The following is a 23,203-nucleotide window of genomic DNA, read 5'->3' on the forward strand; positions in this document are numbered from 1 at the left end:
TATTGTTTTCTATAATTGCTCAGAATTACTGACAATTGACTGCAAATCATCAAAATTTATCCCAGCCTTTGAAAACTTACCAACAATATCAGCACCTTTCTCCGCTGCTCTGAATCCATTTTCAAGTTCCTCCTTCTGACTTGCTTCTTTATACCGGGATTCCCGGAACTTACGGACCTCATCATCCGAACGGACAAGGTCAGAAGACACACCAATAAGCCCCGCATATTCATCAACTGCTTTATCCATATCTATTTTATCCAGAACTTCCGGATTAACAGCTGAAAGCTGCCCCACAAAAGCAGCAAGATCTTTTATCGCACCCGTTCCAACAATTTTCTGCGCCTGCGCCAGAACCGAAATATAATCAATTTTAATATCCAGACCTCGTATCACCGCCGGAGCCGGAGGCAGACACCCCGCCCTGTTTAGAATACCGAAGACCCTGTCCAACAGCGGATCAAGAAGTTCGGAGTGCTGACGCTCAATAACCGGCCCAAGTTGAATAAGCTTTTCTTCATGCCTTTCAGCCACTTCCGTAGCGGTAACATCCCTGCGGTCCATACCTGCCATCATCAGAAAAATATCATTGAAAAAACCTTCCCGCACAGCATCCCGCACATCAGCTATTTTTGCTGAAACCCCGTTAAGATCAGCATTGATCTGATAAAGCGGTGAAATAGAATCATGCAGATTCTGTTCTACAGGATTCTGCCCTCCCGGAAGCAGATTAAGCCTCCTGGTATACATGGACGGAACTTTCATCGGTGGACGCAGTGACAGATGCACAGCCTGAATCTGACTTCTACTCATTTCCATGAGCATCTTGACATCAGCAAGCACATCCATAGCCGGGGACCTTCCATAGACATCACCGCCGGAAGTATCCCAACGCGGAGCCATATACGGATTTTCAACAAAACCACTTACCGAAAGCACAGGGTTCCCCATACCCTGTAAAATGAAGACCGATTCAAACGGCATATTGATGTTATCCAGTCTGGTAGAATCAAATTCATTGCGTGGCTGTACGGCATGGAGAACATCAAACCAGCGGTCGCGATCGCTTTCAAGACAGCTGACAACACCGGCAGGCAAGACCTTTCTGCCGAACCTGCTCTCAAGCTGCCGGGCTGTCATTCTGAATTCCCTGTACACAGAATCAACCCTGCCCTGCATATCAGTGGATATAGAATATTCGCCGACAGTCAGACATCTGAACCGGACCCCCCTTTCATTATCAGGTTCACAATAAAGAACTCCGGTTCCGAATCCTGCAAGCTCAGTATATAAGGAATGGATACAAGAATAAAAATTACTCCTTGCCAAAGCCCTGTACATTGCTTTTTCAACCTTTCCCAACCAGTTGCGCACGTCTTTACGGTCTGCGCAGTCATTATCGCCGAGGCTTAATCTGAACCATGGCCTTGCAGGTGAAGTCAGCCCTCCCTGCATTCCTGCTGCAAGAACCCTGAGTGCACGGGTCGCGGTTGAATCAACAATACGGTTACCACGCGGGCTGCCGTCATTTACTCTTTCCCTGTCAAAAATTCCTTTACGAGGCAGAACAAATTCAGAAATTTCCTTCCAATGAGCTTCCCAGCTTCTGCGCTCATCTTTCAACTTCTCATGTCTTGAAATATACCTGCTGTTATCGCTCATGTATTTTTAAACTCCTTAAAAGTTTCAGATGAGCATGGCGGAACCAGCAGGACAAGTTTCTTACACTTCGGGCACTTAACCTGAACCCTGACAATTTCACCTTTAAACAGAAGCCGCCTGCATACAGGACATCTGAACTCCCTCATTTAAGAACTCCTTTTGCCTCAGTGAGTTTACTGCGAATCACATCAGCCCCGCCCTGAACTCCTCCGGCAGAAGTAAGAATGGTGCGCCCTCTACCCTTTGCATAAACATCCCTCATCCTTCCCTGCGTGGCCTTTATTCTGGATATTTTAGCTTCAAGTTCAGCGTTCTGTCTTTCTACCTCTCTTCTTTTTATTTCGTTTTTATGAAGCCATTCTCCATCCTGTTGAACATAGCCAGCATCGGTCATCTCTTTGGGAGTGTACCAGAACCCTGTTTCATCCGAATAAGTCCAGTCTGCCGGAGGTTCCCAGTCTAACGGTGCTGCCAGCCGGCCCACAAAAATATGTGGTTTTACGCCGGTTTCATTCAAGCTCCACTTGTAATAGGCATTAAAAGCCGGAGTTCCATTTTTATAATATACTTTTGAATTATGCCTCTCACCTTCAGGCATCTGCGGTCTGTAAAATGATCCCATCCAAATACCTACTCCCCAAGTTTTTTCTTCTGCCCCAGAAGAGTGTGCTTCTGCACTGCGGCTGAGGAATCATCATCCGCGTCAGTTAGAATTGTTGCACTGCGCCCTCTCTTCATACGATCAAGTTCCCTCATTCTCTGAACTTTTTTTTCTTCTTCAGCTTTAAGTGCTTCGGTATCCACATCCGGAGCAGCAGGAGCTGCAACGACCGGTGGCGGAGTTGCCGCCACAGAAGGAACTCCGGCACTTTTTCCACCTCCACCCATAATAACCTCCTAAATTTATCAGTTACTGCAATTTTCAGATTGTGAAACAATTCCACGATCCTTAAGATTTTCGAGAGTTGCGCAGTAAAGCACGGCATCAACATGTTTATCTCTCGAAGCAAGATAAGCGTCCCCAGTTATCGTGCCCACTTCCCTAAAGCCGCTGGCCACGGCCATACGGCAGGCAAGAGGATTAGCAACAGGGACCAGTCCTTTGACGTTTTTCAAGAAATACTCTCCATCCACGTCGCGTGCTGTCAGCAGATGGCGCAATACTCCACGCCCCATTTCAAGAGTTCCACGCCCGTGAAAATCAGCCAGAATAGCCATGTGGATGAAACAGGTTTTTATGCCGAATCCGTTTAACCAGAACAGACCCGAAGGACGACCGTCTTTAAAGCCTAGAAAGAAATGCTGATCACGCTGTTCAGCAAGTTTTCTGAAACCTGCATAGCTAATGATACTGCCGTCATAAAAAATAATATGCTGCTGACCGGCTTCTGACATCAACCTCCAGAACCAGTGAAGATGTTCCGGTGAAAGGGATAGCGTTTCATCGAAATCCCTGTATTTATAGAATGTGTAACCACCTGGAATTTCAAATGCATACATTACAATCCTCCGGCAAAAATATCATAATCCATGATGCCCTGAACCTCGCTCTGCATGTCGTAATTGCGCAAAGGAAAAGCTGCCCCCAGATCATGGTCTGTGATTCTTGCCATGCAATCCAGCATGTCATCGTGCGGAGCCACCGGAAAAGCCAGATATTCATCTTCAATAAATTCCCGAGCCAGATCCCTTTCGCGCCCCTGATGATCCAGAAAACGACAATGCCATGGCAGCCAGAAGCGGCCCTGCTCAAAAAGAGGGATCAATTTTCTGATCCGGTCATTTTTAGAAATATTTCCCCCGAGCGGAGTTATGGTAAATCTGTAGTTTTCCTCACCCATCACATATTCCATGTGCTCAACATCTGCCTGCTGACCATAGCGCTCATAACCGACAGCCAGCGGTTGATATATTCGATGCAGTCTGAACAGAGCTTTGGCGCGTTCGGTTAGATTAAGCCTGTCCCTGATGCCATCAATGAGATAATAATTATGATCCTGACCAAGCCCTATTACGAGCATGACGGTATAATCACTGCCGGATTTTTTAGCACTGGCAGGATCAACAAGCAGGTAACGGTTAAGGTCCTTCCACTTGAATTTATTATCCATATTTCCGGTATCCCAGCGATGAATCCAATCTTCTTTGAAGCCCTGCACTTCATCTGCTCTGGGATTCTGCATCATCTGGCAGCCGAAGACATAGGGTCCCATTTCACGCCTTTTTATTTCCAGCTGCCTGCGGTTCAAAAGAACCGGCGTGCCTTCCGGGTTACCATCTTCCGTTGCAGTATAGATTCGTGGGACAGCCGCCTTGCGCTTTAAAATATCCCGATAAGTATCGTTGAAGTGGTAGCGGGTTCCTATGTACCTCTTAACGCCTTCACGGGTTCCAAGGTTTACGGACAAAGCCCAGGCCTCGGTTGTTTTGGCGATCATTTCAGGAGATGAGACAGATTCTCTGGTCACAACATCATCATAGACCAGCCGTGAAAAATGTTTTCCGGTGGGCTGACCGTCCACAAGGCCCCACGCTTCAAGCGTTGCTTCTTTAGGATTACCTGTCCGGCGGACAACTATTCCATCATCTTCACTCCACTTGGGAGCCTCTATTTTAGGGTTGCTCCATAAAACATCAGGATAACACTGCTGTAGCAACCGGTTACGTTCAAATTCATTTTTAATCTGGCGCAAAAATCCCTTTGCAATCGGCCTGGTATGGCTGAAAATCCCTATGGTCACTTCGGGATCACGCAAAATATCCTGTATAGTCAGGGCATAAGTTATAATAGTCGATTTGTAGTGTTCCCTGCTCCAGAGATCCAGAAAACCGTCAGGTTGTTTCTGAACTTCGCAACATCTGGCAAAAACCCAATCATTATCAGCATCCATCCTGTTCAGAAGTCTTGTAAGCAGAAAGAAAAGATCACTTCTGCCGAGTTCTGCCATAACTCCGGTAACTTCTTTAGCCGCTTCAGCCTGATGCAGAATCTCTGCATACCATTTGCCTGCGCTAACACGATCTGTAAATTTCATTTAGTTTTTCCCTGATTTCATTGCTGGGAGCTTTAACAGTCATCCCGGCGGATTTTTCTCTGCCTGATTTCGGGCTATCGCATATTCCCCATGTTTTTCGCTCCATTTCATGTCTTTTATTCATAATCTCAAGCTTCAGCTTGAGTTCCTTAACCGCATCAATGTCATCTCCTTTCATTGCTATGGCAAAAATATCTCTGAATCTGTCCAGCTCCTCTTTCTGCTTTTTTATAATTTCAGTTTTGCGCACACAGTCCTCCACTACTAATGTAATATTACCGGACCGGCAGCTGAAATCAGGGCAGCTCTGACAACCTTCAGACAATCACGGCAAAGCGCGAATCGTAAAATTTCACCATCGCCGGAGCTCCGGAAAACAGCTTCCTGAACACCATTTAAACTGCCGCACCGAAAACATTTTTTTTCATGCTTCCCTGACACAGAAAGACAGGAATGCAAGGTTAAGCCTGCTGCAATCATTGTAGTGCTCCATAAGCAAGCCTTGCGGCAACGGCTCCGAGCAAAGCGCAGGCTCCCCATACAGAACGCTCAAGATTCCTTATTTTTTCAGAATGAGTCCGGCAGTGGCGGTCACTGTTGATTTCTCCTATTTCGAGCTGAATTGAGCGGACCCTTTCATCTATCCTTATAAGCAGATCACGCAATTCCTCTCTTTGTTCATTTGACATTCTTCCCCCATTTGGCTGCGACCTTCTCGGCACTTCTTCCGAATACATATCCGCCAAGTCCCAGCTGCATAAGCGACCAGAGTCTTTCTGGCAGTTCAAGCTTCGGTGCATCAGTCCAGAACAAACTGATGTAAGGATAAAAAAGATAATTATTAGCTACTATTGCTATAATTGTGAGCATTAAAATAGGACGCCAGGACCTTTGGAGCCAGTTGCCGTTCATTTCAGCCGCAATGACTTTTACCCTGTTTTCTATTTCAGCCAGCTCGCCTTTATTGTGAAGCTCCATCAAGCGAAGTCTGGCCTTCTCCCTTTCCCCGGCATCAGGCCAGATTTTGTCAATAATGGTCGATCCGATATCCAGTATTGATTCAAACATCATGCTTCCTTTTGCCGAGGTTTTGATTTGGAAACTACTTCGAATGAAAGTTCACTCAGAAAACTCCGCCTCTTATAATCATCAAGAGACCTTCCATTTGAATGCCAGTCCGGATAATCATCCAGAAATGAAACATAATTCCTGAGCAGCCTGCGGTTTTCCATAGGATAAAGGGCTGCCAGAGTTTCAACACGATCTTCAATCATCTTCGTCCTCCCTTTTAAATATAGATTAAGGAGGAGTGCGGACATGAATCAGCCGAGTCAGGTCCGCTTGTGAAAAAAAATGATAAAAAAAACAAAAACCCGCTCCCTGATTTTTCAGGAAGCGGGTTTCATAGGATATATAAAACTATAATACTGTCAGACTATTCTTCTCGTCAGCAAATCTAAATTTTAACTATATAAAGTTAAAAAAATTAACTTAAATCTACTTGTGACGACTTAAACAGACTCTTACTTTTCTATTTGCTCAGGTTTGAGGCACAGTGTCCAGAGAGGCAAACTCCGGTTCATGCAAAGGAATAATAATATCAGCCATATCCCTCACTTTAATCATCCAGTCATAAGCCTGATAAGTGTTTACCACTGTTCCCGGGGGGATGACTTCCATTTCCATGGCTTTTATCTGTACCGGCGGTTCAAAATTTTCCCTTATAACACAAAATCCGGTAATCGCGGCTGTGCCACCATCAGTATCAATAAGAACCGTCATTCCGCCTTCGGTATGCACAGGTGTGTTAACCACTTTTATTCCGGGTACGATTTCCTGATCATCTTCAATAACAATTATCTGATCCCGTTCAGATATTTCATCAATATAATCTTCCAGATAGCGATAATCCAACGGATGTGGATTCCGGATGTGCTCAAGTTCTTTTTTATGAATGTAAAACTTAGCATTCTCGCACTTGTAGTCATTTTCACAATGATCATTATGAAGATGCGTATGGATAACTATATCAATGTCTTCAGGTTTAAGATTATATTTTTCAAGACCTTCTTCAAAAGTATATATCTTTCCACCGAGATCTTTCTCCCGGTCTTCTGAGATAACAGGCTGCATTTCTCCGGTATCGACCAGAATATTCTTGTCACCACCCTCAATATACCAGCAATAAATAGGAATTATGTAGGGCTGCCCGTAATCATGCTGATAAGTCATCATACCTTTATCGAAACGTTTGCTGCCCATGACTATGGGATGGATTTTAAATTTACCCATGAAAATCTCCTTAAAAAAGATAAACACATCACCTGATGTTAGTGTTATCAATAATAGCTAAAGCACGATCTTAAATAAAGCTGGAGTTCGGCTTAATTGCTTAACTTTTAAAATAATCAATAAATTCAACAAGTAAATATTTAATGGTCCCAAAAGAGATAATCACAAAAATAACAATCTTTTATTCTATTTTTTATAACTATTTTATTTTATTAGATAATATCAATATTTAGTTATTTTTTTCACAAAGTATCGCTCTAATTTTGCTCTTTTAGGGAATGACTATTGTGAAAAAGTTATTTTTTTCTCTATTTCCATTTTTCTTGTGGACATTTTCACATGCCTATAAAAGTCGCCTTAATGGAAATGTCGTTCGGAGGTTTTTAGGCTGAAGCCTTCGAAATTAACCTTTATAGAACAATAATTTTAGCTGGAGGTAAAAGGAATGACCTACAAAGAAATTCAGGAAATGCTGATGAAGGAACTGCGTCTTTATCATTATCCTATTGCTGTGAAATTCTTTTTCAAGCAGGAAGAACTGGATCATTTTAAAGAGACTGCAGAATTCTACACCCCGGTAAAATCAATGACTTTCTGTCAGTGGGAAATCGCTGCACGCATGAAAGGCCAGACCGTTCTTGCCACCATCGACGATCTCGGCTGCGGCAACGCCCGCTACAGCTTCGGCTGGAAAGATCTTGATGAAGGCGAAATCAAAGGTCATGCAAAATATACCCGTGACAAAGATCAGGCTGAACGTTTTGTAAAATCCAAATCACAGCTTCCCAAAGGTCTTCTCGCAGTAGCTGTTGCACCTCTTGGTGATATTGACGGAATTTTTGAACCTGACACCGTGCACTTCTACTGTGACAACATGCAGGCTTACCACCTTGCAGTAGACTACATGGCCGGAACAGACACCCATCCTCTGCGCCCGAATGTAACAATGAACTCCTCCTCATGCGGCGGTAACGTCTGGACCTACCTTGAGCAGGAATTCAACATGTGCCCCGCATGCAGCGGAAGCTACAATGCAGGTAAAACAGAACGCGGCGAAATTAACGTAATCATCCCCGGTAAGAAATTCCATGCAGTAATAGACAGACTGGTAGAACGCATCAACGAAGCCAGCAGCGCAATTACCCGTCCCGGTGACGGATTCCCCGGAGCAGACGTCTGCAAGAACTGCCCGCTGATTATATTCAAGAAAGAAGGTAAAGAGAAATAGTCTTTGCTTTTTTTATGAAATATAAAATAGGATGGATGGGATGATTCCCATCCGTCCTTAGATTAGGAATGAAGGCTTTGGAATCCCGGAGAACCGTGGCAGCGGTCGCCTATGCAAGGGCAGGATTTCATTAAACCACCAACTTTCACTGTTTTGGGAGTATCACATGTTCAAAACCCGCAAAAGCTTTTTTATCCTTGCCGTAGCGGCACTTGCGGTTGCAGCATTCATCCAGCCTGCTCTGGCTGACAGACTTGCTGAAGCAATCAAAACTGTTCCAACCGGAACCGAACCCGGCCAGATCAACCCTGAACTGGCAACAGGTTTCCTTGGAATCAACGGCGCTCCATCCGTTAACCTTATCGTTGGTTTCGTATGGGCAATCTGGGTAGGCTGGATCTTCTCCACTGTCGGTGCATTCGGCGGTATCATGGCAGGTGTAGGCCACATCACCATCTACGGTTTCGGTAACTACGCATCCACATTCAAGAAGACTTCCCCTATCATGAACAAGCTGGTTACAGACTCCATCCGTGTGTCCAACCAGTGGCTTGTAGGTACATCTTCCGCAATGTCATCTTTCAACTACTACAAGATGGGCCGTCTGGTTCTTCCTCTCGGACTTTCTCTTGCTGTTGGATCAATTGCCGGTTCATACCTCGTTCCCTGGCTCACAGCTGGTAAAATTTCCCTTAAATCCTACATAGGATTTTTCGGTCTCTTCGTTCTTTTCCTCGGATGTTACCTTTTCTACCAGACCACACCTCGTGCTCAGAAAGGTAAAAACAAGGCAAAAGAAGCCGCCAAGGCTTTCGAGGCTACTATCAAGAAGGAAAAAGAAGGTACCCACGTTGATACTTCTTCCCTCGGAGTAAAAGTCAAAAGCTTTGCTATCACTAAATGTGTGTTCACCTTCTATGGCGTTGAATTTTCCTTCAACCCTCTGATCCCGGTTTGCGGTGGTTTCGTAATCGCTGCTCTGGCATCTTTCCTCGGAGTCGGTGGCGGCTTCCTGCTTGTTCCTTTCCTTACAAGCATCGCCGGTCTGCCTATGTACCTTGTTGCAGGAACATCCGCTCTGGCTGTTCTCGTTGGTATGACCACCTCTATCTTCACCTACATGGTTGTTAAGGATACCCCTGTATTCTGGCCCCTGATCGGTGTTGAGCTTGTTGGTGTTCTGGTAGGTTCCTTCATCGGACCCCGTACTTCAAAGTACATCCCGGACGTATGGCTCAAAAGACTCTTTGTAGTTCTCGCATTCTATGTAGGTATCCGCTACGCATCCAAGGGATTCCTCGGAATAAGCCTGCTTCCTCCGTTCTAAAAAGTATAAAGCACCACCTTATAAAATAAACATAACAACCTTCCCACCACTTTTCCCGGAGACTTTTAAAAGTCTCCGGGAAAAGAACATTAAACCAGAGAGGGCATGAACATGGCAGATGTCGACAGCATATATCTTTTTTTCGACACAATTCTTATCTCACCATACAGAATAGGAATACCTTCAGTTGCGGCATTCTGGTTTGGAACAGCCATTCTTGCCTGCTGGTGTATCCTGTTCGGCGAAATAAGCATGAGCATAGGTTATCTCTGGAACAGGAAATATTACAACGGATTAAACAAAGAAATGATCCGTATGCATAATATTTCCATTGAAGCTATTCTCAGAAAAGATAAAAAAATTTTCAAATCGGCAAACAACTGGGCCAACGAATATTTTGGCAAAGTCTTTTTTTCACACGCTGCGCTTTTTGCCATTTCCCTGTGGCCTGTCCCATTTGCCATGGGCTGGCTGCAAAAAAGATTTTCCGGCATAGACATCCACACCATTCCCGTACTAAACTACGGACTTGAGTATCCCTTTGTTTTTCTTTCAGCCTATATAATTCTCAGATATCTCTTTTCTAAGATTCGCAAAAACCTTCCGTTCTTTAACAGGATAGACAAAATTAAAGAGGAAGATGCCAAAGATTCCGGTGAAATGAAATCTTGGAATGATCTGGTGCCGAAAGAGAAGAAAGAAGCAGATACACAATTGGCTTTTGAAGAAAGTGAAGGGGCTAAAACTGCATCATAGGGAAAAAGATGAAGATCGGAAGGCTGCTAACAGTCCTAGTTTTTGTTGTTCTTATACCTCTTGTTTTTTGTGGCTGTGACAGGGATGACGAAACTATCGTCCATGTGGACATGTCCAAAAGAGAAGACATAAAAGTTCCCGAGCCGGAACCGGCAATAACTTATGCCTATCTTCCCCAGTATTCACACACGGTTTCATACCAGCGGCATAATCCGCTCATAGAATATCTGGCCCGCGAAACAGGACTTCCGATAAGACAGGTCTTTCCCGATACCTTTGAAGAACACCGCCGTATGGTTGAACGCGGGGATATAGATATCTCCTTCTCCAACCCCATGACCTACATCCGCATAGCCCAGAGCGGAGCCCGCGCCTTTGCCCGCATCATAGAACCTTCTGGAAGTCCTACTTTCAGAGGGCAGATTATCATCCGTAAAGACAACAGGCTGATCCACAGTATTAAAGACTGCAAGGGAAAACGCTGGATTGCCGTGGACCCTCTTTCCGCCGGAGGCTATCTTTTCGCTCTCGGACTTTTTCTCAAACATGGAATAACAACCGACGATTTTTCAGAGATAAATTTTGCGCCCGGCCCCGGAGGGAAACAGGAAAAAGCCGTTCTGGCAATGTACGCCGGAAAATATGACCTTGCTTCCATAAGAGAAGGAAGCCTTGATATTGTAAAAGATAAAATTTCAATGGATAAAATCAGAATTCTAGCCACTACACAAGCTTATCCGGGCTGGGTATACGCAGCCAGAAAGGGACTATCCCCTGAAATAGTGGAAAAAATTTCCAGAGCTATGTTCAAGCTCAGTATGAATGATTCTACTCAGGCCAGAATTCTTTCGACCGCAGGAATGCGTGGAATTATACCTGCTAAAGACAGTGATTACGATTCAATCAGGGATCTCGCTGCAAGTCTCGGAATGTTCAGGGAAAACAATTCATTCAGGGAGGACAGCAATTGAACCTTCTTGGTCGCCTGCGCTTCCGCACCAAAATAAACATAGGCATTACCGTAATTGTGGTCATGACCGCATTGATACTTGCCATGTTCGTAACCCGTATGGCTTCAGACGCTCTGGTGCAGGAAGCCCGCAAACGCGGCCGGGTTCTTACAGGCAATCTGGTATTACGTTCTGTTGATCCGCTGCTCTCTGTTGATCTGCTGCAACTGAAGACAATGGTTGATGAAATAACCGAAGTTGACAGCGATGTTGTTTATGCTTTTATCGAAGATGAACGGGGCAGAATTCTTGTACATACTTTTTCAGACGGATTCCCAGTTGAACTGATTAATGCCAATAAAGTCCAGAGTGGCAGCCGGATGAACATTGTAACCATAGATACCGGCAAAGAAAAAATATATGACTTTGCGGCTCCCGTTTATCTGGTCGGCAAAAAAATAGGAACCGTAAGGCTCGGACTTTCAAGAACAAAGGTTCAGCAGGTTACCAATTCGCTCATTCTGGCTATTTCCATGCTGACCGGACTTGCGCTGGCAATGGCGGTTCTGGTTTCAACACAATTTGCTAAAAGAATTACCGCCCGTATAGGGATGCTTAGGGAACATGCGGAGAATCTGGTAAAAGGTAACCTTGTAGTCAACCGGGATAAAAAAACCGTCAATACCTGCCATGAAATTCGCAACTGCGGAAAAAGAGACTGCCCGGCATGGCAGGATAATCTGCGCCGGTGCTGGTATATATCAGGCACAAAATGCCCGGAATGTGGCGAGAACAATTATCCAGACAAGCTCACCAACTGCCGAAACTGCGACATATACATCAATTCCAGCGGAGATGAAATTCAGGAGCTGACCGAAACGTTCGATGTAATGGCCAATACTCTGAAATACCACATCGAAGACCTCGAAACCGCTCAAAAAAATATTTTAAGACAGCAGAAACTGCTGCAAACAATTTTAAGTGTATCCCCGGATCAGGTTTCACTTGTAGGCACTGACCTGACTTACATGGCCGTGAATGCCGCATTTGCCCGCTCCTGCGGCAAAAAAGAAGAAGAAATCATGGGGATGAGAGATGAAGACCTTTTCAACGAAGAAATTTCCAACAAACGTAAACAGGAAGTCATAAGCATTTTCAGCACTGGTAAGATTATCAACAAGGAAAACCTGTACCAGCCTGAGGATGGCGATCCCGCTCAATGGTTTCATACCATCAGGGTCCCTGTTTATGACGAAGATCAGAATATTACCGGTGTTCTTTCAACAGCCAGAGATATAACCGAACTCAAGAGTTATCAGTCCCAGCTTATACAGTCCCAGAAAATGGAATCTGTCGGTAAGCTTGCCGGCGGAGTGGCCCATGAAATTAATACTCCGCTGGGAATAATTCTGGGATATGCCCAACTTCTTCAGGAAGATGTTGATCCTGAAAGTCAGATTTATGCTGATCTCGGCATCATGGAAAAGCAGGCCAGATTCTGCAGAAAAATTGTGGCGGACCTGCTTGGATTCTCCCGTCAGACAACCAGTGATAAAATAGAAATGTGCTTCAACAATTCTATTCTGGAAGTGGTTCAGCTGGTCACCCATACCTTCAAGCTCGAAAATGTCAGCATCATAACTGATCTTGATGACCGCTACCCTATTATTCAGGGGGACCCTGAAAAACTCAAACAGGTCTGGCTGAATCTTCTTTCTAATGCCCTTGAAGCCATGAACGGTGGCGGAATTGTTAAAATTATCACCCGTCTTGATACTCAGGATATGACTATAACGGCCTTTTTTGCCGACAGTGGCTATGGTATAGCCAAAAAAAATCTGAACTCTATTTTTGATCCGTTTTTCAGCACTAAACCGGTAGGTAAAGGAACAGGACTGGGGCTTTCGGTTTCATTCGGAATTATTGAGGACCACGGCGGAAAGATATCCGTGACAAGCCCTCTTCCCGAAGGCATACTGGAAGAAGAACTTCCTGAAGAAGCAGGTCCGGGGACACTGTTTACCATTACTTTGCCACTTGAACCCGGTAAAGAAAAAGAAATTTTATCTTCTGAATTCTGATTGCTGAACGCCGCTTAGGAGAAATTAAAATGTCTGAAATAATGGTATTGGATGACGTAGTCGATGCCGGAATACTTGTAAAACGCATACTTGAAAGAAAAGGCCACAAAGTAATCGTTTTTACCAACGAAGACGAGGCAATCTCATACGTAGGCAACAATAATGTCGATCTCGCCATTCTGGACATCAAACTGAGCAAAATGACAGGTGTTGATGTTCTCGCCGCATTAAAGCAGTCACAGGCATCCATTAAAGTTATCATGCTCACAGGCTACCCGACACTGGAAACAGCACGTGAATGTATGCGACTGGGAGCAGATGAATACTGCGTTAAGCCCATTGATAAAGAAGAGCTGGAAATAAAAGTTGCCGAAGTTCTGGAAAAGAACTCCTAGCTGATTTTTCACTTTACACCTCAAGCTGTTACACTACTTAAATTTCATATCAGGATTTCTAAATGTCATTCAGACAATTATTTCTGCACTGGACCTATGAAAGCTTTCCTCCGGGAAGGTTATTAAGAAGCCGTTACAACGCGTTTAAAAGACTCATAGACCTTGAAGAAGAGTCCATGCTTATCATTGCTGAAATCGAGGAAATGGATTTCGGAAGAAGAAAAGCAGACTGGCAGCGTGTTGAAAAATTAACAGAATCACTCGGCTTTAAAGTCCGTGAGATGCTGGAACAACTCCAGACCATGAATCCGGTGAGATTCATGGACATCATGGATTATTACAATAAAATCAACTTTTACTGCCGCATGGCGGTAACAGTGCCTGATCCTGATATTTCTGAACCTTTTATCTATCCGTTGTCAGAAGCTGAAAATAATATCAACGCATCAGGTGTTCCTGCACTTGAATTATGCCGCGCAGAAAAAAGCACTGACATAAAAATATCTGAATCAACTGTTTTTTCGGCCAATATCTACCATTATTTTTCAGAAGCCAACGATCTTCGCAGAATAATCGACCATGAGCTGTCCCTGATAAACCCTGATGATGAACTCTCAGTTAAAAGCATCTCAGAGGAACTTACAGGAATAATAAATAAATCACACATGCCGGACGTTATTGCCAACGAAATGGAAATAGCGGCTCTTGAACTGGCCCGCGGCGGTAAAAATGTCAGCCTGATATCAAGTGCCACGCCGGAAGGCTCTCCTACTCCGCTTGGCGGCATTCTGCACAGGGAAGCACAGATTATTCCAGCTGATATTGTAAAAGCATGGAAAAGATCTGTTGCAGCCAAATATTCTGTTTCATTCCTTAAAAAAAGGATTGCCGGAAACTTTGCGGATGGTGAAACACCTGTTGTCTCAATTCTGCAGCCTGATGACGGCAAAGGATATGACGGAGAGCTTGTCACCAGAGCGGAGCGCGCTGAACTACCCGGCAGTGCCGAGCCTGATGATAATTACATGAGTATAGTCTGCAGAAGCAATCCGGGTATAAAAATTCTGGTAACAGACAAAAAATACCGTCCGATAGGCCGCAGTGACGACTACCCTCTTTCGGAACACACTCTCAGACAACTGTCTGAAGCAGGAGCAGCCATCCGTGACAAAGCAGGAAAGGAACTTTCTATCAGCTGGAGAACGGATTCAAGAAAAAGGCTCCATATCACTTCTATTACACCGCTTGAAGAAAACACAAAAAACAGTTTTGATAGATTTTCAAAAGCACTTCCGCATATTGCCAGACTGAACCTCTCAACAAATGACGCGGACTCTTTTCTTCCTGAAAAAAGCAGATCCATGTACGATCTGGTCCGCTTTTCCAATGAAAAAGGAATTGCGGAAATGTTTGCGCTGGTAAGCAAGGAAGGACTCGGACTTGACGGTTCAAAATCACTCAGCGCACGTATTCCGGTTACGCTGAATATTTTAAACCTCGCTGACGGTCTTTTCACTACAGCAGCAGGTAAACAGGTAATATCACCGGACGATGTAAAATCAGCACCCATGTGGGCTCTGTGGTTCGGGCTTGACTCAGAAACCATAAACTGGGCCGATACTCCGGAAGTGGAACTCAGCGGATACGCCATTCTGGCCCGCACATATATGAACCTGACCGTTAAATTCAAGCACGAATTTGCAGAGATAGATGCAGTCTGCGGTCCTGAAGAAAAACAGAACCACGTTCATTTCCGGTTCAAAGGCGGTGCCGGAAATAATGAAGCCAGACTGACAAGGCTCAAGTTCATGACCATGATTTTAGAATCCCAGAACTTTAAAGTTAAAAGGGTCGGGGATCTCATTGAAGCCGCCCTTTCCGGTTACAAAGATTCTATAACCCAGAAAAGGCTTGCAACTATCGGTCTGCTGATCGCAATGTCCGCAACCAGAACGGAAGACATATCAGACCGGGAAAAATCCGGAATGATAGCTTCACAAATCATCGGTTCAGTGAGCTGAAGCTGAGGTCATCAGGCCTGAGCTGCTGCTTCAGGATTGTCAGAGCTTTGATCAGCCTTTTTCTTGGAAGATTTTGCTGCCGGTTCGGATGAAGCACCCTCAGTATTTTTCTTTGCTGCTTTCTTTTTTGCTGCCGGTTTTTTAGCAGGGGCCTTCTTGTTGCTCAAAAGTGATTCCAGAGTTTCCGCTGCGGTCTGAGTATCATTGGAAGCTCCAAGATAATGCATTTCACCGCTTGGAGAAATCCAGTGCCATCCTTCAGGCTTTTTTAGAAGACGTGCGCCCTTTGAATCAAGAAAATCTTTAAACGAAGCCTTCTCAAGGCTGTTATCTATCTGTTCCTGCAACTTGACGTTCTGGCAGATAACTTCAGTATGTCTGAAAACTTCAAAAGCACCGTGGACAATATCGAAAGCAGGGTCTTCGAGAATACATTTTTTAGATGAGAGAATTTTTTCCAGATTAAGCAAATCTTTTTTGAGGCTTTTAACTTCAAACAAAGCCGACTTTCTTGCTTCTTCACTCTTTTCCTGAATGGCATTGGTTACGGCTGCCGCTGTAAGTTTTTTCATTCTTATCCTCCGATTTGCTGTTACAGATTATCCAGAAGCGAACTATCCTCATTTATTGTCATCCTTGTCTGACGGATGTTCCGCCGACATCGGATGAGCCTTATCATACACATTCATAATGTGTTGTAAATTCAAGTGGGTATAACGCTGAGTTGTTGTCAGCCGCTCATGCCCCAGCAATTCCTGAACACTGCGCATATCAGCTCCCGACTGGAGCATGTGCGAAGCAAAGGAATGTCGCAGCATGTGCGGATGGACCCTGCCCTGTAAATGGGCTTCCGCTGCCATTTTTTCCAGTATTCTATTAACCTGTCTTCTATTAAGACGTTTGCCGCGGACTCCCAGAAAAAGGGCTTCTTCGGAAATTGATGGATTAAAGGCTCCTCTAACCCTGATATATGCATCCAGAGCTTTGACAGAGCTGTCACTTAAAGGAGCCAGTCTTTCTTTGCTTCCTTTTCCGTAGACTCTTATTATCGAAGAAGAAATATCCACATCATCAAGATTCAGCCCCATTGCTTCACTCACACGCAGGCCGGAGCCGTAAAGCAGTTCGGCTATGGCTTCATCTCTTTTATGCTGAGGAGAGGTGTCTTTGGAATAATCCAGCAATGTTGAAATCTGATCGACATTAAGAGCCTGCGGATGTCTGGTCTCCTGCTTTGGATTACGGATTCCGTTCATAGGATTTGAAGTTATAAATCCCATTTTAATCATATACTTAAAAAAAGAGCGCAATGTTGAAAGCTTTCGTGAAACAGATGTTTTGGCAAGCTTTTTACCATGCAGGAAGGCTAAAAAACCGCGCAGTATGTCCCTGTTTATTTTTTCAGGCTCAGCAACAGAAAGCGATCGTGTAGAAAGAAAATGTTCAAACTGGTCAAGGTCTCTTTCATAGGAGGCAAGAGTGGCTTTAGACGATCCTTTCTCAATATCCAAATGAGTTAGAAACATCTGCGCTGTTTCAGGCAGGCTATGGAGTTCTCCGGTCGAGGACATAATTACTCTTGGGGTTTTCTTTAGCTTTCTTTTTGAGCCCCATGGCAATTGCCGAGGCTTCTCCAAAATGCTTCAATTTTCCATCAATATTAAAAACCACTGCTATGGAAATAGCCATCAGCGGAAAATTCTGAATATTACCCTGCCTGTCAGTGGAAACAATACATTTGCATTTTCTATCCGCAGGATCATAAAAATTAGGGACAATCCCATCAAAGGAAAACACAATCCGTTTACAGGCTTCCTCCACAATATCTGGTGGAGTTATGAAAACAAAATCATCTCCGCCGACATGCCCTACAAATGTTTTCTCGCCGGCAAAACTGCGGATAGTATTAACAATTATCCTTGCGGTCATCATGAGGACTTCATCACCGCGGGAAAATCCATATTTATCATTAAAGGATTTGAAATAATCAAGATCGCAATAGGCAAGAGCAAAGTCTTCCCTGCGGTCAATAAGCGACTGAATACGCTGAATGATGGAAGTGTTCCCCGGAAGTTTTGACAGGGGATTGGCATCAAGAGCCCTTAATGCCCGGCACATGGCAAGATTTACCCGGTCCCGGACAACGGGAAGGAAAAACGGACGGAGCAGAAAATCATCAACCTCAATAGCGTCCCAGTCCCATGGTTTTTCCAGATCTGTTTCATCAAGACAGATAATAACCGGTAGCTGACGGTAAACATTCTCACTCTTGACGAGCTTGGCCATTTCACTGGCTTTGATGTCCACAACACGGTTATCCACGATAAGCAGATCAGGCGGGCTTGTAAGAAGGAATTCAATAGCACCACGACCATACTCGAAGCAGGTAAATTTTATTACCTCTTCAGGCCAGATCGATTGTAGCATTTCTCTTAGCGAGGCATCAGGAGAGACCAGAAAAGCTCTCTGCCCCTTGAGATTCTGCAAACCATGCGCGTGCTTTGTATCCATATGCAGGAAAATAGCACCACCACCATAGTTCGTCAAAGCTCAATACGTTAAAAATAAAAAAATTGTGATATTTAGAACGTAAATCCGGAAATCTCCATCAGCTGCTCGGAGAGTTCATCCATGACCGGTTCAAGATTCTTCATTTTCAGTTTCAAAACCTTCATGGCCGCAGGTTTGAAATAAGCAGTCTGGTCATCTCCACCGTTTCCGTATTCAAAAATACGCACCAGAAAATTGCCGATATGAACAACTGCTGCGGTCTGCTGATAAAACTGGGCTCTATCAGGATGATGATGGTAGGTCATGGCTTCACGGACATTTGGCGGCAGGTTCCAGTGGCGCGCCAGCCATGCATTGATACGGTCGTGCCCGAAACCGAGTACAATGCGTTCAGCGTCATAGTAGCTGACCTGCTTTGTTTCAACAGTCTGCTGGATGGCAGCATTAAGCTCCGGCAGTTGAACCGCCGTAACAACCTTTCCGAGGTCGTGCAGAAGTCCTGCAACAGTAAATTCTTCAGGGTCTTCAAACCCGGCAGCTTTTGCCACAGCTCCGCTGGCAAGAGCACACCCTATGCTGTGCTCCCACAATCCTGACATGGCCTGCTGGATGATATCAAAAACAGAAGTGGAAATAATTATACCCTTTATGACGTTCAGACCAAGCAGCACCAAAGCGTGCTGAATAGTGGTAATGCGTCCCGGAAAACCATAAATAGGAGAATTGACCATTTTCAGAACCTTTGCGGAAAGGACCTGATCATGGGCTATAACTTTAGCGACCTGTTCGGTTGATGAATTGGGATCGTCTACAAGTTTGGAAACCTTATCAAGAACAGATGGAAGAGTCGGCAGATCAGTTACTGAAAGGATCTGCCCTTTGACACTGGTTTTAAGATCCTGATCCTGCATTATTTTTCACCATCTCCGTTTTCAGCTTCCAGTGCTGCTGCTTCAGCTTCCGCACGGGCTTTTTCCTCAGCCAGCCGCTCAGCTTCCTCAGCCGCCTTCTGTTCAGCAGCTTTAAGCTCGAAATACTCTTTGAAAAAACCTTTGACGCGAGTCATCCATCTGTCTTTTTTATATCTACGAAAAAGATTGTCGAGTCTCTCAGCTCTTTTGCTCCAGGATGAATTACCACTGCCATCGAGGTCCAGCGGGTTTCCCTGAACCATAATCCTCTCAATCTTCATCTGCTCCAGACGTGAGATCAGAGTTTCACTTAGTTCGGCCCCCTCGGCGATGACAACCATACCGTTCTCTCTGGTTACCGGCTTGGCTAATTTCATGCCCGGTGCTGCTAGCTTAACAGGGATTTTCTGCATACTATGGAATCACTCCTGAAATTGAAAACCGCTAAATTATAAACGAATACATTGCTGACAGGCAAGTATCCAGTTCAGTTTTAACAAAGACAGAAAATAAAATTTACCAAACAGCCGATATAAAACATTTTCATCCGGCTAAAGGCTGTAATACATACCCGGATACCGTGCAATAACACCGCGGACTTCAAGCTCTAGAGCTACGCCGCCGGTCTTACCGCCTTCCCACTCCAGCATACGCGACAATTCATCTATATGAAGCTTTCCTGACTCTTTAAGAGCGCCGACAAATGCCAGCTGATCGGCATTAAGGTCTTTAGTATCAGGTTCTTTTTTTTCAACTGCGTTATCATTCTGGTTCCGCATGCCGCTCTTTTTGCGCAACGTGCCAGTTGATCCGGGAGCGGAAATATTAAAATGAGGTTTTACCTCAGGGGCAGGTTTAAGCGAACTGCCACCAGAGATTCCAGCATCTTTTTCCGAAAAATTACCGGAAGAATCAAGAGCATACCCTATCGTGCAAAGTACGTCTTCAACTGATTCAACAAGTGCCGCACCTTCTTTAATCAGTTTAAGGCAACCGGAAAATCTGGCATCACCGGGAGGTCCGGGTACAGCCATAACTTCCCGCCCCTGCTCTCCGGCAAGTCTCGCCGTGATCAGGCTGCCGCTTTTTACCGAAGCTTCAGCAACTATAACCCCGGCACTAAGAGCACTGATAATTCTATTACGAAACGGGAAATTACCGGCATAAGGCCGTGTCGATGGAACAAACTCGGATATCATTAATCCGTTTTCTATTATTTTTTCACGTAATTCCACACTGCCTGAAGGATAATCAACAACATCAAGCCCGGTCCCCAGAACAGCTATGGTACTTCCTATACGCTTTAAGGCCTCCTCATGGACGCGGGCATCTATACCTCTGGCAAAGCCTGAGACAACCGTAATTCCGCACGAAGAAAGCTCAAAGCTCAACCGTCCGGCAACAGCCAGCCCGGAATCACTGCATTTTCTACTGCCAACTACAGCCACGGAAGGATTTTTTAGCAGTTCCGGATTTCCGTAATAATAAATATATGGAGGTGGGTCGCTGATTTTTTTTAAGCTTTCAGGAAATGAAAAATGGGTCCATGGAAGAATGCCGAATCCTTGTTTTAAGGCTTCTTTGTATTCGGATTCAGCTTTTTTGCGCCAGAGCTCTTTTTCCGCAGCATGGGCCACACTCTCAGATGTAAACCCTCTGTCAGCCCAGCTCCGACAGTCCTTTAAAGCCTCATAAGCAGTTGTGTAGCTGTTTAATATTTCAGACCATGATTTAGGCCCCAGTCCGGGCGTATGCCTTAAGGCCAGACAGGCAAAAAACTCCTCACGAAGACTCATTCCAGCGCACCGTTCAACCTATCCTCCGATTTCCTTGAGTCTTGAGCGACCGATTTTTGCAGGAGCGGAGTTAGGATAATCGCCTATCAAAGTGTTAATATAAAAAAGTGCATTCTGCTTATCGCCAAGCTTGTCATAGGCAAGGCCTATTTTAAGGAGTGAATCAGGAACTTTGTCCGCTTTAGGGAATCTCTGGCCAACTTCTCTGAACCTTAAAATGGATTCCGCATATCTTTTCTGGCTGTAGAAAGTTTCACCAAGCCAGTACAAAGCATTCGGTGCCAGATCATTGGTAGGATATGTCTGCAAAAATTTTGTAAGAACAGTTCTGGATTCATCCGGCTTGCCGTTTAAAACAAGTCTTACCCCTTCTTTATATACAGCTTCGGCCTTATTAACGGCAGGAGCTTTAGGAGCCGGTTTGGAAACAGCCTTAGGAGCTGTTTTTGGGGCTTCCTCAACAACCGGAGTTTTAACCTCGGATTTGGTGGATACTGGAGCAGCCGCAACCTGACTATCAGCTGTTTCATTACCCTCACCGGGAACATTCATCCAGGGGCGATCTTCATTACTGGCACTTCCGCCCATGACAACTTCGGGAGTTGAGCTGCTCTTTTGAGCCTCCATCAATTCCTTCTGCTGTTTATCCATCTCTGCCAGTCTGTCTTCAAAACCATCAAGTCTCTCATCTATGGAATCAAATCTTTTATCCATATTTTCGTTCAATTTCTTCAAAGCGTCTTTCTGCTGGCTCATACCTTCTTTGAAATTTAAAAAACTCTCTTCAAGACTCTTCATGCGCCATTCTTCACTTCCTCCCCATGCAGGTTTATCCTGCTGTTTTGTCAGGGAACAGGCTGTGGAGCTAAACGCCAGAATGAGAAATAAGAGAATGCGCGCGTATTTCATTAAACTTCTCCGAAAGTTGATCGATCAATTGAATTCACCGGATCAATTCCACTGTATCATTAATTCAAAATAAAAGAGAGACAACAACCCTTGCGAAAAGCTAAAACAATAATTACTTGAATCTAAATAGGCGAGTCGATGGCTTTTTGCAAGTCGTCAAGCTGTGTTACGATGTACCATCTGAGGGCAAACTTGCCTAGAGGCTGATTTTAAGGCAAAAGTTCTCAAAAAACGGATTTCGTCAAAGACCCGCACACGGGTCAAATCTCTCTTTCAACATCAATATCTTTAGGGCGGAACGCAAATGCAAATTCCAATGGAGTCTTTAAGGCTGGCGGTAGGACTGCTGCCAAAAGCTATTTTCGACTATATTGCTCTAGGAGCGATAGGAGCACCGCTGATAGCTGTCCTGCTTGAGCTTACCGGAAAAGCCTCTAAAAAAATTTTTTACGATAAGCTGGCTCAACAGATAGCTTCCATGTCTCTTATCCTTTTTGCTGTCTTTATCATCGCTACCGGTGGAACACTGGCTTATGTGGCCCACACATGGAAATGGACTCTGGACTGGCTCAAAAATCCGGAATCACCTATGATGATTGTTTACGCTTCACTCATCATCAGTGCTGTTTTCCTTATTGCCTACAAATACAGCTGGAAAAAACTAAAAAAACAAAAAGCTTTCCATATCCTGCTGGGAATAATTGCCGTACTCGGCGGAGTTAGTTTCATTCACAGTGGCACAATGACCATGAGACTCGTCTTCGGGCTGGTAGGCAGTAATCCTGAACCGACTGTACCTGACATTCCCGTTCTGGACCATCTGCTCGTTGTCCCCGGACCAACAGTAATGGCACTTGGTGCTTTATACGTAATCATGGCTTTCACCTTTGCAGGTTCAGCCGGGGGACTTTACCTCGTTCTCAGACGCAATAAAGACAACTTCGGCCGCGATTATTACAAATTCGCACTTCCGGTAATCTCCCGCTGGGGACTTTTCCCTATGATCGTACAGCTTATATCCATAGGCTGGCTGCTTTCATATTTTGTCACCCCGTCACTTGATACTCTGATGCAGAATACTGGAATGCTGGTGACCATAGGTGGAGCAGCTGTTCTAAACATCATCTGCTGTGCAATCTGGGCTGTGGCATGGAAAAGTGCCACTCCTATGAGACATAAGATCGGACTGGCTGCAGCTCCGATACTTGTTATTCTGGCCCATTCACTGATCATGGCCGGAGCCTTTTCTATCTTCGTCAAACTTTAAAAATTACAGTCCATAATGGCATTGCAAAAGCCCCTGACAGATCTGTCAGGGGCTTTTTGATT

The 23,203-nt window shown here is 44.7% G+C and carries 26 protein-coding genes; 8 read left to right on the plus strand and 18 right to left on the minus strand.

Translation table 11 applies throughout. The features are described from left to right. Positions 1 to 9: 9 nt before the first annotated feature. The 11 genes from G496_RS0114840 to G496_RS0114895 form a co-directional block, all read right to left on the minus strand. Positions 10 to 1,662 carry a portal protein gene (locus G496_RS0114840; protein ID WP_027179957.1) on the minus strand — a complete coding sequence of 551 codons (1,653 nt, stop codon included), beginning with the start codon at positions 1,660 to 1,662 and terminating at the stop codon, positions 10 to 12. Then, positions 1,659 to 1,808: a Com family DNA-binding transcriptional regulator gene (locus G496_RS20990; RefSeq protein ID WP_084407587.1), complete on the minus strand. Its 150-nt coding sequence runs from the start codon at positions 1,806 to 1,808 to the stop codon at positions 1,659 to 1,661. Before G496_RS20990 ends, G496_RS0114840 begins: the two co-directional genes overlap by 4 nt. Continuing rightward, positions 1,805 to 2,284 (minus strand): aminobutyrate aminotransferase, encoded by a 480-nt coding sequence (locus G496_RS0114850; protein ID WP_027179958.1) that lies wholly within the window; start codon positions 2,282 to 2,284, stop codon positions 1,805 to 1,807. Before G496_RS0114850 ends, G496_RS20990 begins: the two co-directional genes overlap by 4 nt. A gap of 8 nt (positions 2,285 to 2,292) precedes the next feature. After that, entirely contained in the window at positions 2,293 to 2,550 is a 258-nt protein-coding gene (locus tag G496_RS19975; RefSeq protein ID WP_051295083.1) for a hypothetical protein, read from the minus strand. Positions 2,551 to 2,568: 18 nt separating this feature from the next. Then, entirely contained in the window at positions 2,569 to 3,162 is a 594-nt protein-coding gene (locus G496_RS19980; protein ID WP_051295084.1) for a hypothetical protein, read from the minus strand. Further along, positions 3,162 to 4,697: a hypothetical protein gene (locus G496_RS0114865; RefSeq protein ID WP_027179959.1), complete on the minus strand. Its 1,536-nt coding sequence runs from the start codon at positions 4,695 to 4,697 to the stop codon at positions 3,162 to 3,164. The genes G496_RS19980 and G496_RS0114865 overlap by 1 nt, the downstream gene beginning before the upstream one ends. Continuing rightward, entirely contained in the window at positions 4,675 to 4,947 is a 273-nt protein-coding gene (locus G496_RS0114870; protein ID WP_027179960.1) for a hypothetical protein, read from the minus strand. The genes G496_RS0114865 and G496_RS0114870 overlap by 23 nt, the downstream gene beginning before the upstream one ends. Positions 4,948 to 5,173: 226 nt before the next feature. Continuing rightward, a complete protein-coding gene (locus G496_RS0114880) occupies positions 5,174 to 5,386 on the minus strand; it encodes a hypothetical protein (protein ID WP_027179962.1) in 213 nt (70 codons plus the stop codon). Continuing rightward, positions 5,376 to 5,765 carry a holin family protein gene (locus tag G496_RS0114885; RefSeq protein ID WP_027179963.1) on the minus strand — a complete coding sequence of 130 codons (390 nt, stop codon included), beginning with the start codon at positions 5,763 to 5,765 and terminating at the stop codon, positions 5,376 to 5,378. Before G496_RS0114885 ends, G496_RS0114880 begins: the two co-directional genes overlap by 11 nt. Continuing rightward, on the minus strand, positions 5,765 to 5,971 hold the full coding sequence (locus G496_RS19985; protein WP_034633493.1) for a hypothetical protein: 207 nt from the start codon (positions 5,969 to 5,971) through the stop codon (positions 5,765 to 5,767). Before G496_RS19985 ends, G496_RS0114885 begins: the two co-directional genes overlap by 1 nt. A 265-nt stretch (positions 5,972 to 6,236) precedes the next feature. Beyond that, complete coding sequence (locus G496_RS0114895) at positions 6,237 to 6,989, minus strand: N-acyl homoserine lactonase family protein (protein WP_027179964.1); 753 nt, start codon at positions 6,987 to 6,989, stop codon at positions 6,237 to 6,239. A gap of 445 nt (positions 6,990 to 7,434) precedes the next feature. Here G496_RS0114895 and G496_RS0114900 point away from each other — a divergent pair, with 445 nt between their 5' ends. The 7 genes from G496_RS0114900 (at position 7,435) to G496_RS0114930 (ending at position 15,747) form a co-directional block, all read left to right on the plus strand. Beyond that, positions 7,435 to 8,217 (plus strand): DUF169 domain-containing protein, encoded by a 783-nt coding sequence (locus G496_RS0114900; RefSeq protein ID WP_027179965.1) that lies wholly within the window; start codon positions 7,435 to 7,437, stop codon positions 8,215 to 8,217. 166 nt (positions 8,218 to 8,383) lie between these two features. Beyond that, complete coding sequence (locus G496_RS0114905; RefSeq protein ID WP_027179966.1) at positions 8,384 to 9,544, plus strand: sulfite exporter TauE/SafE family protein; 1,161 nt, start codon at positions 8,384 to 8,386, stop codon at positions 9,542 to 9,544. Positions 9,545 to 9,649: 105 nt separating this feature from the next. Continuing rightward, a complete protein-coding gene (locus G496_RS19990) occupies positions 9,650 to 10,300 on the plus strand; it encodes a hypothetical protein (RefSeq protein WP_245577939.1) in 651 nt (216 codons plus the stop codon). Positions 10,301 to 10,308: 8 nt separating this feature from the next. Continuing rightward, positions 10,309 to 11,271 carry a phosphate/phosphite/phosphonate ABC transporter substrate-binding protein gene (locus tag G496_RS19995; RefSeq protein ID WP_034633494.1) on the plus strand — a complete coding sequence of 321 codons (963 nt, stop codon included), beginning with the start codon at positions 10,309 to 10,311 and terminating at the stop codon, positions 11,269 to 11,271. Further along, complete coding sequence (locus G496_RS20000; RefSeq protein WP_034633497.1) at positions 11,268 to 13,331, plus strand: ATP-binding protein; 2,064 nt, start codon at positions 11,268 to 11,270, stop codon at positions 13,329 to 13,331. Before G496_RS19995 ends, G496_RS20000 begins: the two co-directional genes overlap by 4 nt. Before the next feature lie 29 nt (positions 13,332 to 13,360). After that, positions 13,361 to 13,726 carry a response regulator gene (locus G496_RS0114925; RefSeq protein WP_027179967.1) on the plus strand — a complete coding sequence of 122 codons (366 nt, stop codon included), beginning with the start codon at positions 13,361 to 13,363 and terminating at the stop codon, positions 13,724 to 13,726. Between the two features lie 62 nt (positions 13,727 to 13,788). Next, complete coding sequence (locus tag G496_RS0114930; protein ID WP_027179968.1) at positions 13,789 to 15,747, plus strand: PEP/pyruvate-binding domain-containing protein; 1,959 nt, start codon at positions 13,789 to 13,791, stop codon at positions 15,745 to 15,747. A gap of 11 nt (positions 15,748 to 15,758) precedes the next feature. Here the strand turns inward: G496_RS0114930 and G496_RS0114935 are convergent, their stop codons facing one another. From G496_RS0114935 to ybgF, 7 genes are all read right to left on the minus strand, one after another. Next, positions 15,759 to 16,319 carry a hypothetical protein gene (locus tag G496_RS0114935; protein WP_027179969.1) on the minus strand — a complete coding sequence of 187 codons (561 nt, stop codon included), beginning with the start codon at positions 16,317 to 16,319 and terminating at the stop codon, positions 15,759 to 15,761. Positions 16,320 to 16,367: 48 nt separating this feature from the next. After that, positions 16,368 to 17,318, minus strand: coding sequence for a tyrosine recombinase XerC (xerC, locus tag G496_RS0114940; RefSeq protein ID WP_027179970.1), 951 nt, complete (start codon positions 17,316 to 17,318; stop codon positions 16,368 to 16,370). After that, positions 17,293 to 18,258, minus strand: coding sequence for a GGDEF domain-containing response regulator (locus tag G496_RS0114945; RefSeq protein WP_027179971.1), 966 nt, complete (start codon positions 18,256 to 18,258; stop codon positions 17,293 to 17,295). Before G496_RS0114945 ends, xerC begins: the two co-directional genes overlap by 26 nt. A 71-nt stretch (positions 18,259 to 18,329) precedes the next feature. After that, positions 18,330 to 19,169 (minus strand): HDOD domain-containing protein, encoded by an 840-nt coding sequence (locus G496_RS0114950; protein WP_027179972.1) that lies wholly within the window; start codon positions 19,167 to 19,169, stop codon positions 18,330 to 18,332. After that, entirely contained in the window at positions 19,169 to 19,582 is a 414-nt protein-coding gene (locus G496_RS0114955; RefSeq protein ID WP_027179973.1) for a hypothetical protein, read from the minus strand. The genes G496_RS0114950 and G496_RS0114955 overlap by 1 nt, the downstream gene beginning before the upstream one ends. Before the next feature lie 138 nt (positions 19,583 to 19,720). Continuing rightward, positions 19,721 to 20,965, minus strand: a complete 1,245-nt coding sequence (dprA, locus tag G496_RS0114960; RefSeq protein ID WP_027179974.1) for a DNA-processing protein DprA — start codon at positions 20,963 to 20,965, stop codon at positions 19,721 to 19,723. An 18-nt stretch (positions 20,966 to 20,983) separates the two neighbouring features. Then, on the minus strand, positions 20,984 to 21,874 hold the full coding sequence (gene ybgF, locus G496_RS0114965) for a tol-pal system protein YbgF (RefSeq protein WP_027179975.1): 891 nt from the start codon (positions 21,872 to 21,874) through the stop codon (positions 20,984 to 20,986). Between the two features lie 304 nt (positions 21,875 to 22,178). Between ybgF and G496_RS0114970 the strand changes: the two genes are divergently transcribed. Beyond that, the gene (locus G496_RS0114970) at positions 22,179 to 23,141 is read left to right on the plus strand and encodes a hypothetical protein (RefSeq protein WP_027179976.1); all 963 of its coding nucleotides are present in this window, start codon (positions 22,179 to 22,181) and stop codon (positions 23,139 to 23,141) included. Positions 23,142 to 23,203: the final 62 nt, after the last annotated feature.

Source organism: Maridesulfovibrio bastinii DSM 16055 (genome assembly GCF_000429985.1).
Taxonomy (GTDB): domain Bacteria; phylum Desulfobacterota; class Desulfovibrionia; order Desulfovibrionales; family Desulfovibrionaceae; genus Maridesulfovibrio; species Maridesulfovibrio bastinii.

What these genes read in the sequence shown, in the direction of transcription:
- G496_RS19980 (WP_051295084.1), bottom strand. Translation starts at nt 3,162, where the DNA reads ATGTATGCATTTGAAATTCCAGGTGGTTACACATTCTATAAATACAGG.
- G496_RS0114950 (WP_027179972.1), bottom strand. Translation starts at nt 19,169, where the DNA reads ATGCAGGATCAGGATCTTAAAACCAGTGTCAAAGGGCAGATCCTTTCA.
- dprA (WP_027179974.1), bottom strand. Translation starts at nt 20,965, where the DNA reads ATGAGTCTTCGTGAGGAGTTTTTTGCCTGTCTGGCCTTAAGGCATACG.
- G496_RS0114955 (WP_027179973.1), bottom strand. Translation starts at nt 19,582, where the DNA reads ATGCAGAAAATCCCTGTTAAGCTAGCAGCACCGGGCATGAAATTAGCC.
- G496_RS0114945 (WP_027179971.1), bottom strand. Translation starts at nt 18,258, where the DNA reads ATGGATACAAAGCACGCGCATGGTTTGCAGAATCTCAAGGGGCAGAGA.
- xerC (WP_027179970.1), bottom strand. Translation starts at nt 17,318, where the DNA reads ATGTCCTCGACCGGAGAACTCCATAGCCTGCCTGAAACAGCGCAGATG.
- G496_RS0114850 (WP_027179958.1), bottom strand. Translation starts at nt 2,284, where the DNA reads ATGGGATCATTTTACAGACCGCAGATGCCTGAAGGTGAGAGGCATAAT.
- G496_RS0114905 (WP_027179966.1), top strand. Translation starts at nt 8,384, where the DNA reads ATGTTCAAAACCCGCAAAAGCTTTTTTATCCTTGCCGTAGCGGCACTT.
- G496_RS19990 (WP_245577939.1), top strand. Translation starts at nt 9,650, where the DNA reads ATGAACATGGCAGATGTCGACAGCATATATCTTTTTTTCGACACAATT.
- G496_RS0114885 (WP_027179963.1), bottom strand. Translation starts at nt 5,765, where the DNA reads ATGTTTGAATCAATACTGGATATCGGATCGACCATTATTGACAAAATC.
- G496_RS0114935 (WP_027179969.1), bottom strand. Translation starts at nt 16,319, where the DNA reads ATGAAAAAACTTACAGCGGCAGCCGTAACCAATGCCATTCAGGAAAAG.
- G496_RS19975 (WP_051295083.1), bottom strand. Translation starts at nt 2,550, where the DNA reads ATGGGTGGAGGTGGAAAAAGTGCCGGAGTTCCTTCTGTGGCGGCAACT.
- G496_RS0114880 (WP_027179962.1), bottom strand. Translation starts at nt 5,386, where the DNA reads ATGTCAAATGAACAAAGAGAGGAATTGCGTGATCTGCTTATAAGGATA.
- G496_RS0114895 (WP_027179964.1), bottom strand. Translation starts at nt 6,989, where the DNA reads ATGGGTAAATTTAAAATCCATCCCATAGTCATGGGCAGCAAACGTTTC.
- G496_RS0114970 (WP_027179976.1), top strand. Translation starts at nt 22,179, where the DNA reads ATGCAAATTCCAATGGAGTCTTTAAGGCTGGCGGTAGGACTGCTGCCA.
- G496_RS20990 (WP_084407587.1), bottom strand. Translation starts at nt 1,808, where the DNA reads ATGAGGGAGTTCAGATGTCCTGTATGCAGGCGGCTTCTGTTTAAAGGT.
- G496_RS0114930 (WP_027179968.1), top strand. Translation starts at nt 13,789, where the DNA reads ATGTCATTCAGACAATTATTTCTGCACTGGACCTATGAAAGCTTTCCT.
- G496_RS0114865 (WP_027179959.1), bottom strand. Translation starts at nt 4,697, where the DNA reads ATGAAATTTACAGATCGTGTTAGCGCAGGCAAATGGTATGCAGAGATT.
- G496_RS19995 (WP_034633494.1), top strand. Translation starts at nt 10,309, where the DNA reads ATGAAGATCGGAAGGCTGCTAACAGTCCTAGTTTTTGTTGTTCTTATA.
- G496_RS19985 (WP_034633493.1), bottom strand. Translation starts at nt 5,971, where the DNA reads ATGATTGAAGATCGTGTTGAAACTCTGGCAGCCCTTTATCCTATGGAA.
- G496_RS0114900 (WP_027179965.1), top strand. Translation starts at nt 7,435, where the DNA reads ATGACCTACAAAGAAATTCAGGAAATGCTGATGAAGGAACTGCGTCTT.
- ybgF (WP_027179975.1), bottom strand. Translation starts at nt 21,874, where the DNA reads ATGAAATACGCGCGCATTCTCTTATTTCTCATTCTGGCGTTTAGCTCC.
- G496_RS0114925 (WP_027179967.1), top strand. Translation starts at nt 13,361, where the DNA reads ATGTCTGAAATAATGGTATTGGATGACGTAGTCGATGCCGGAATACTT.
- G496_RS0114840 (WP_027179957.1), bottom strand. Translation starts at nt 1,662, where the DNA reads ATGAGCGATAACAGCAGGTATATTTCAAGACATGAGAAGTTGAAAGAT.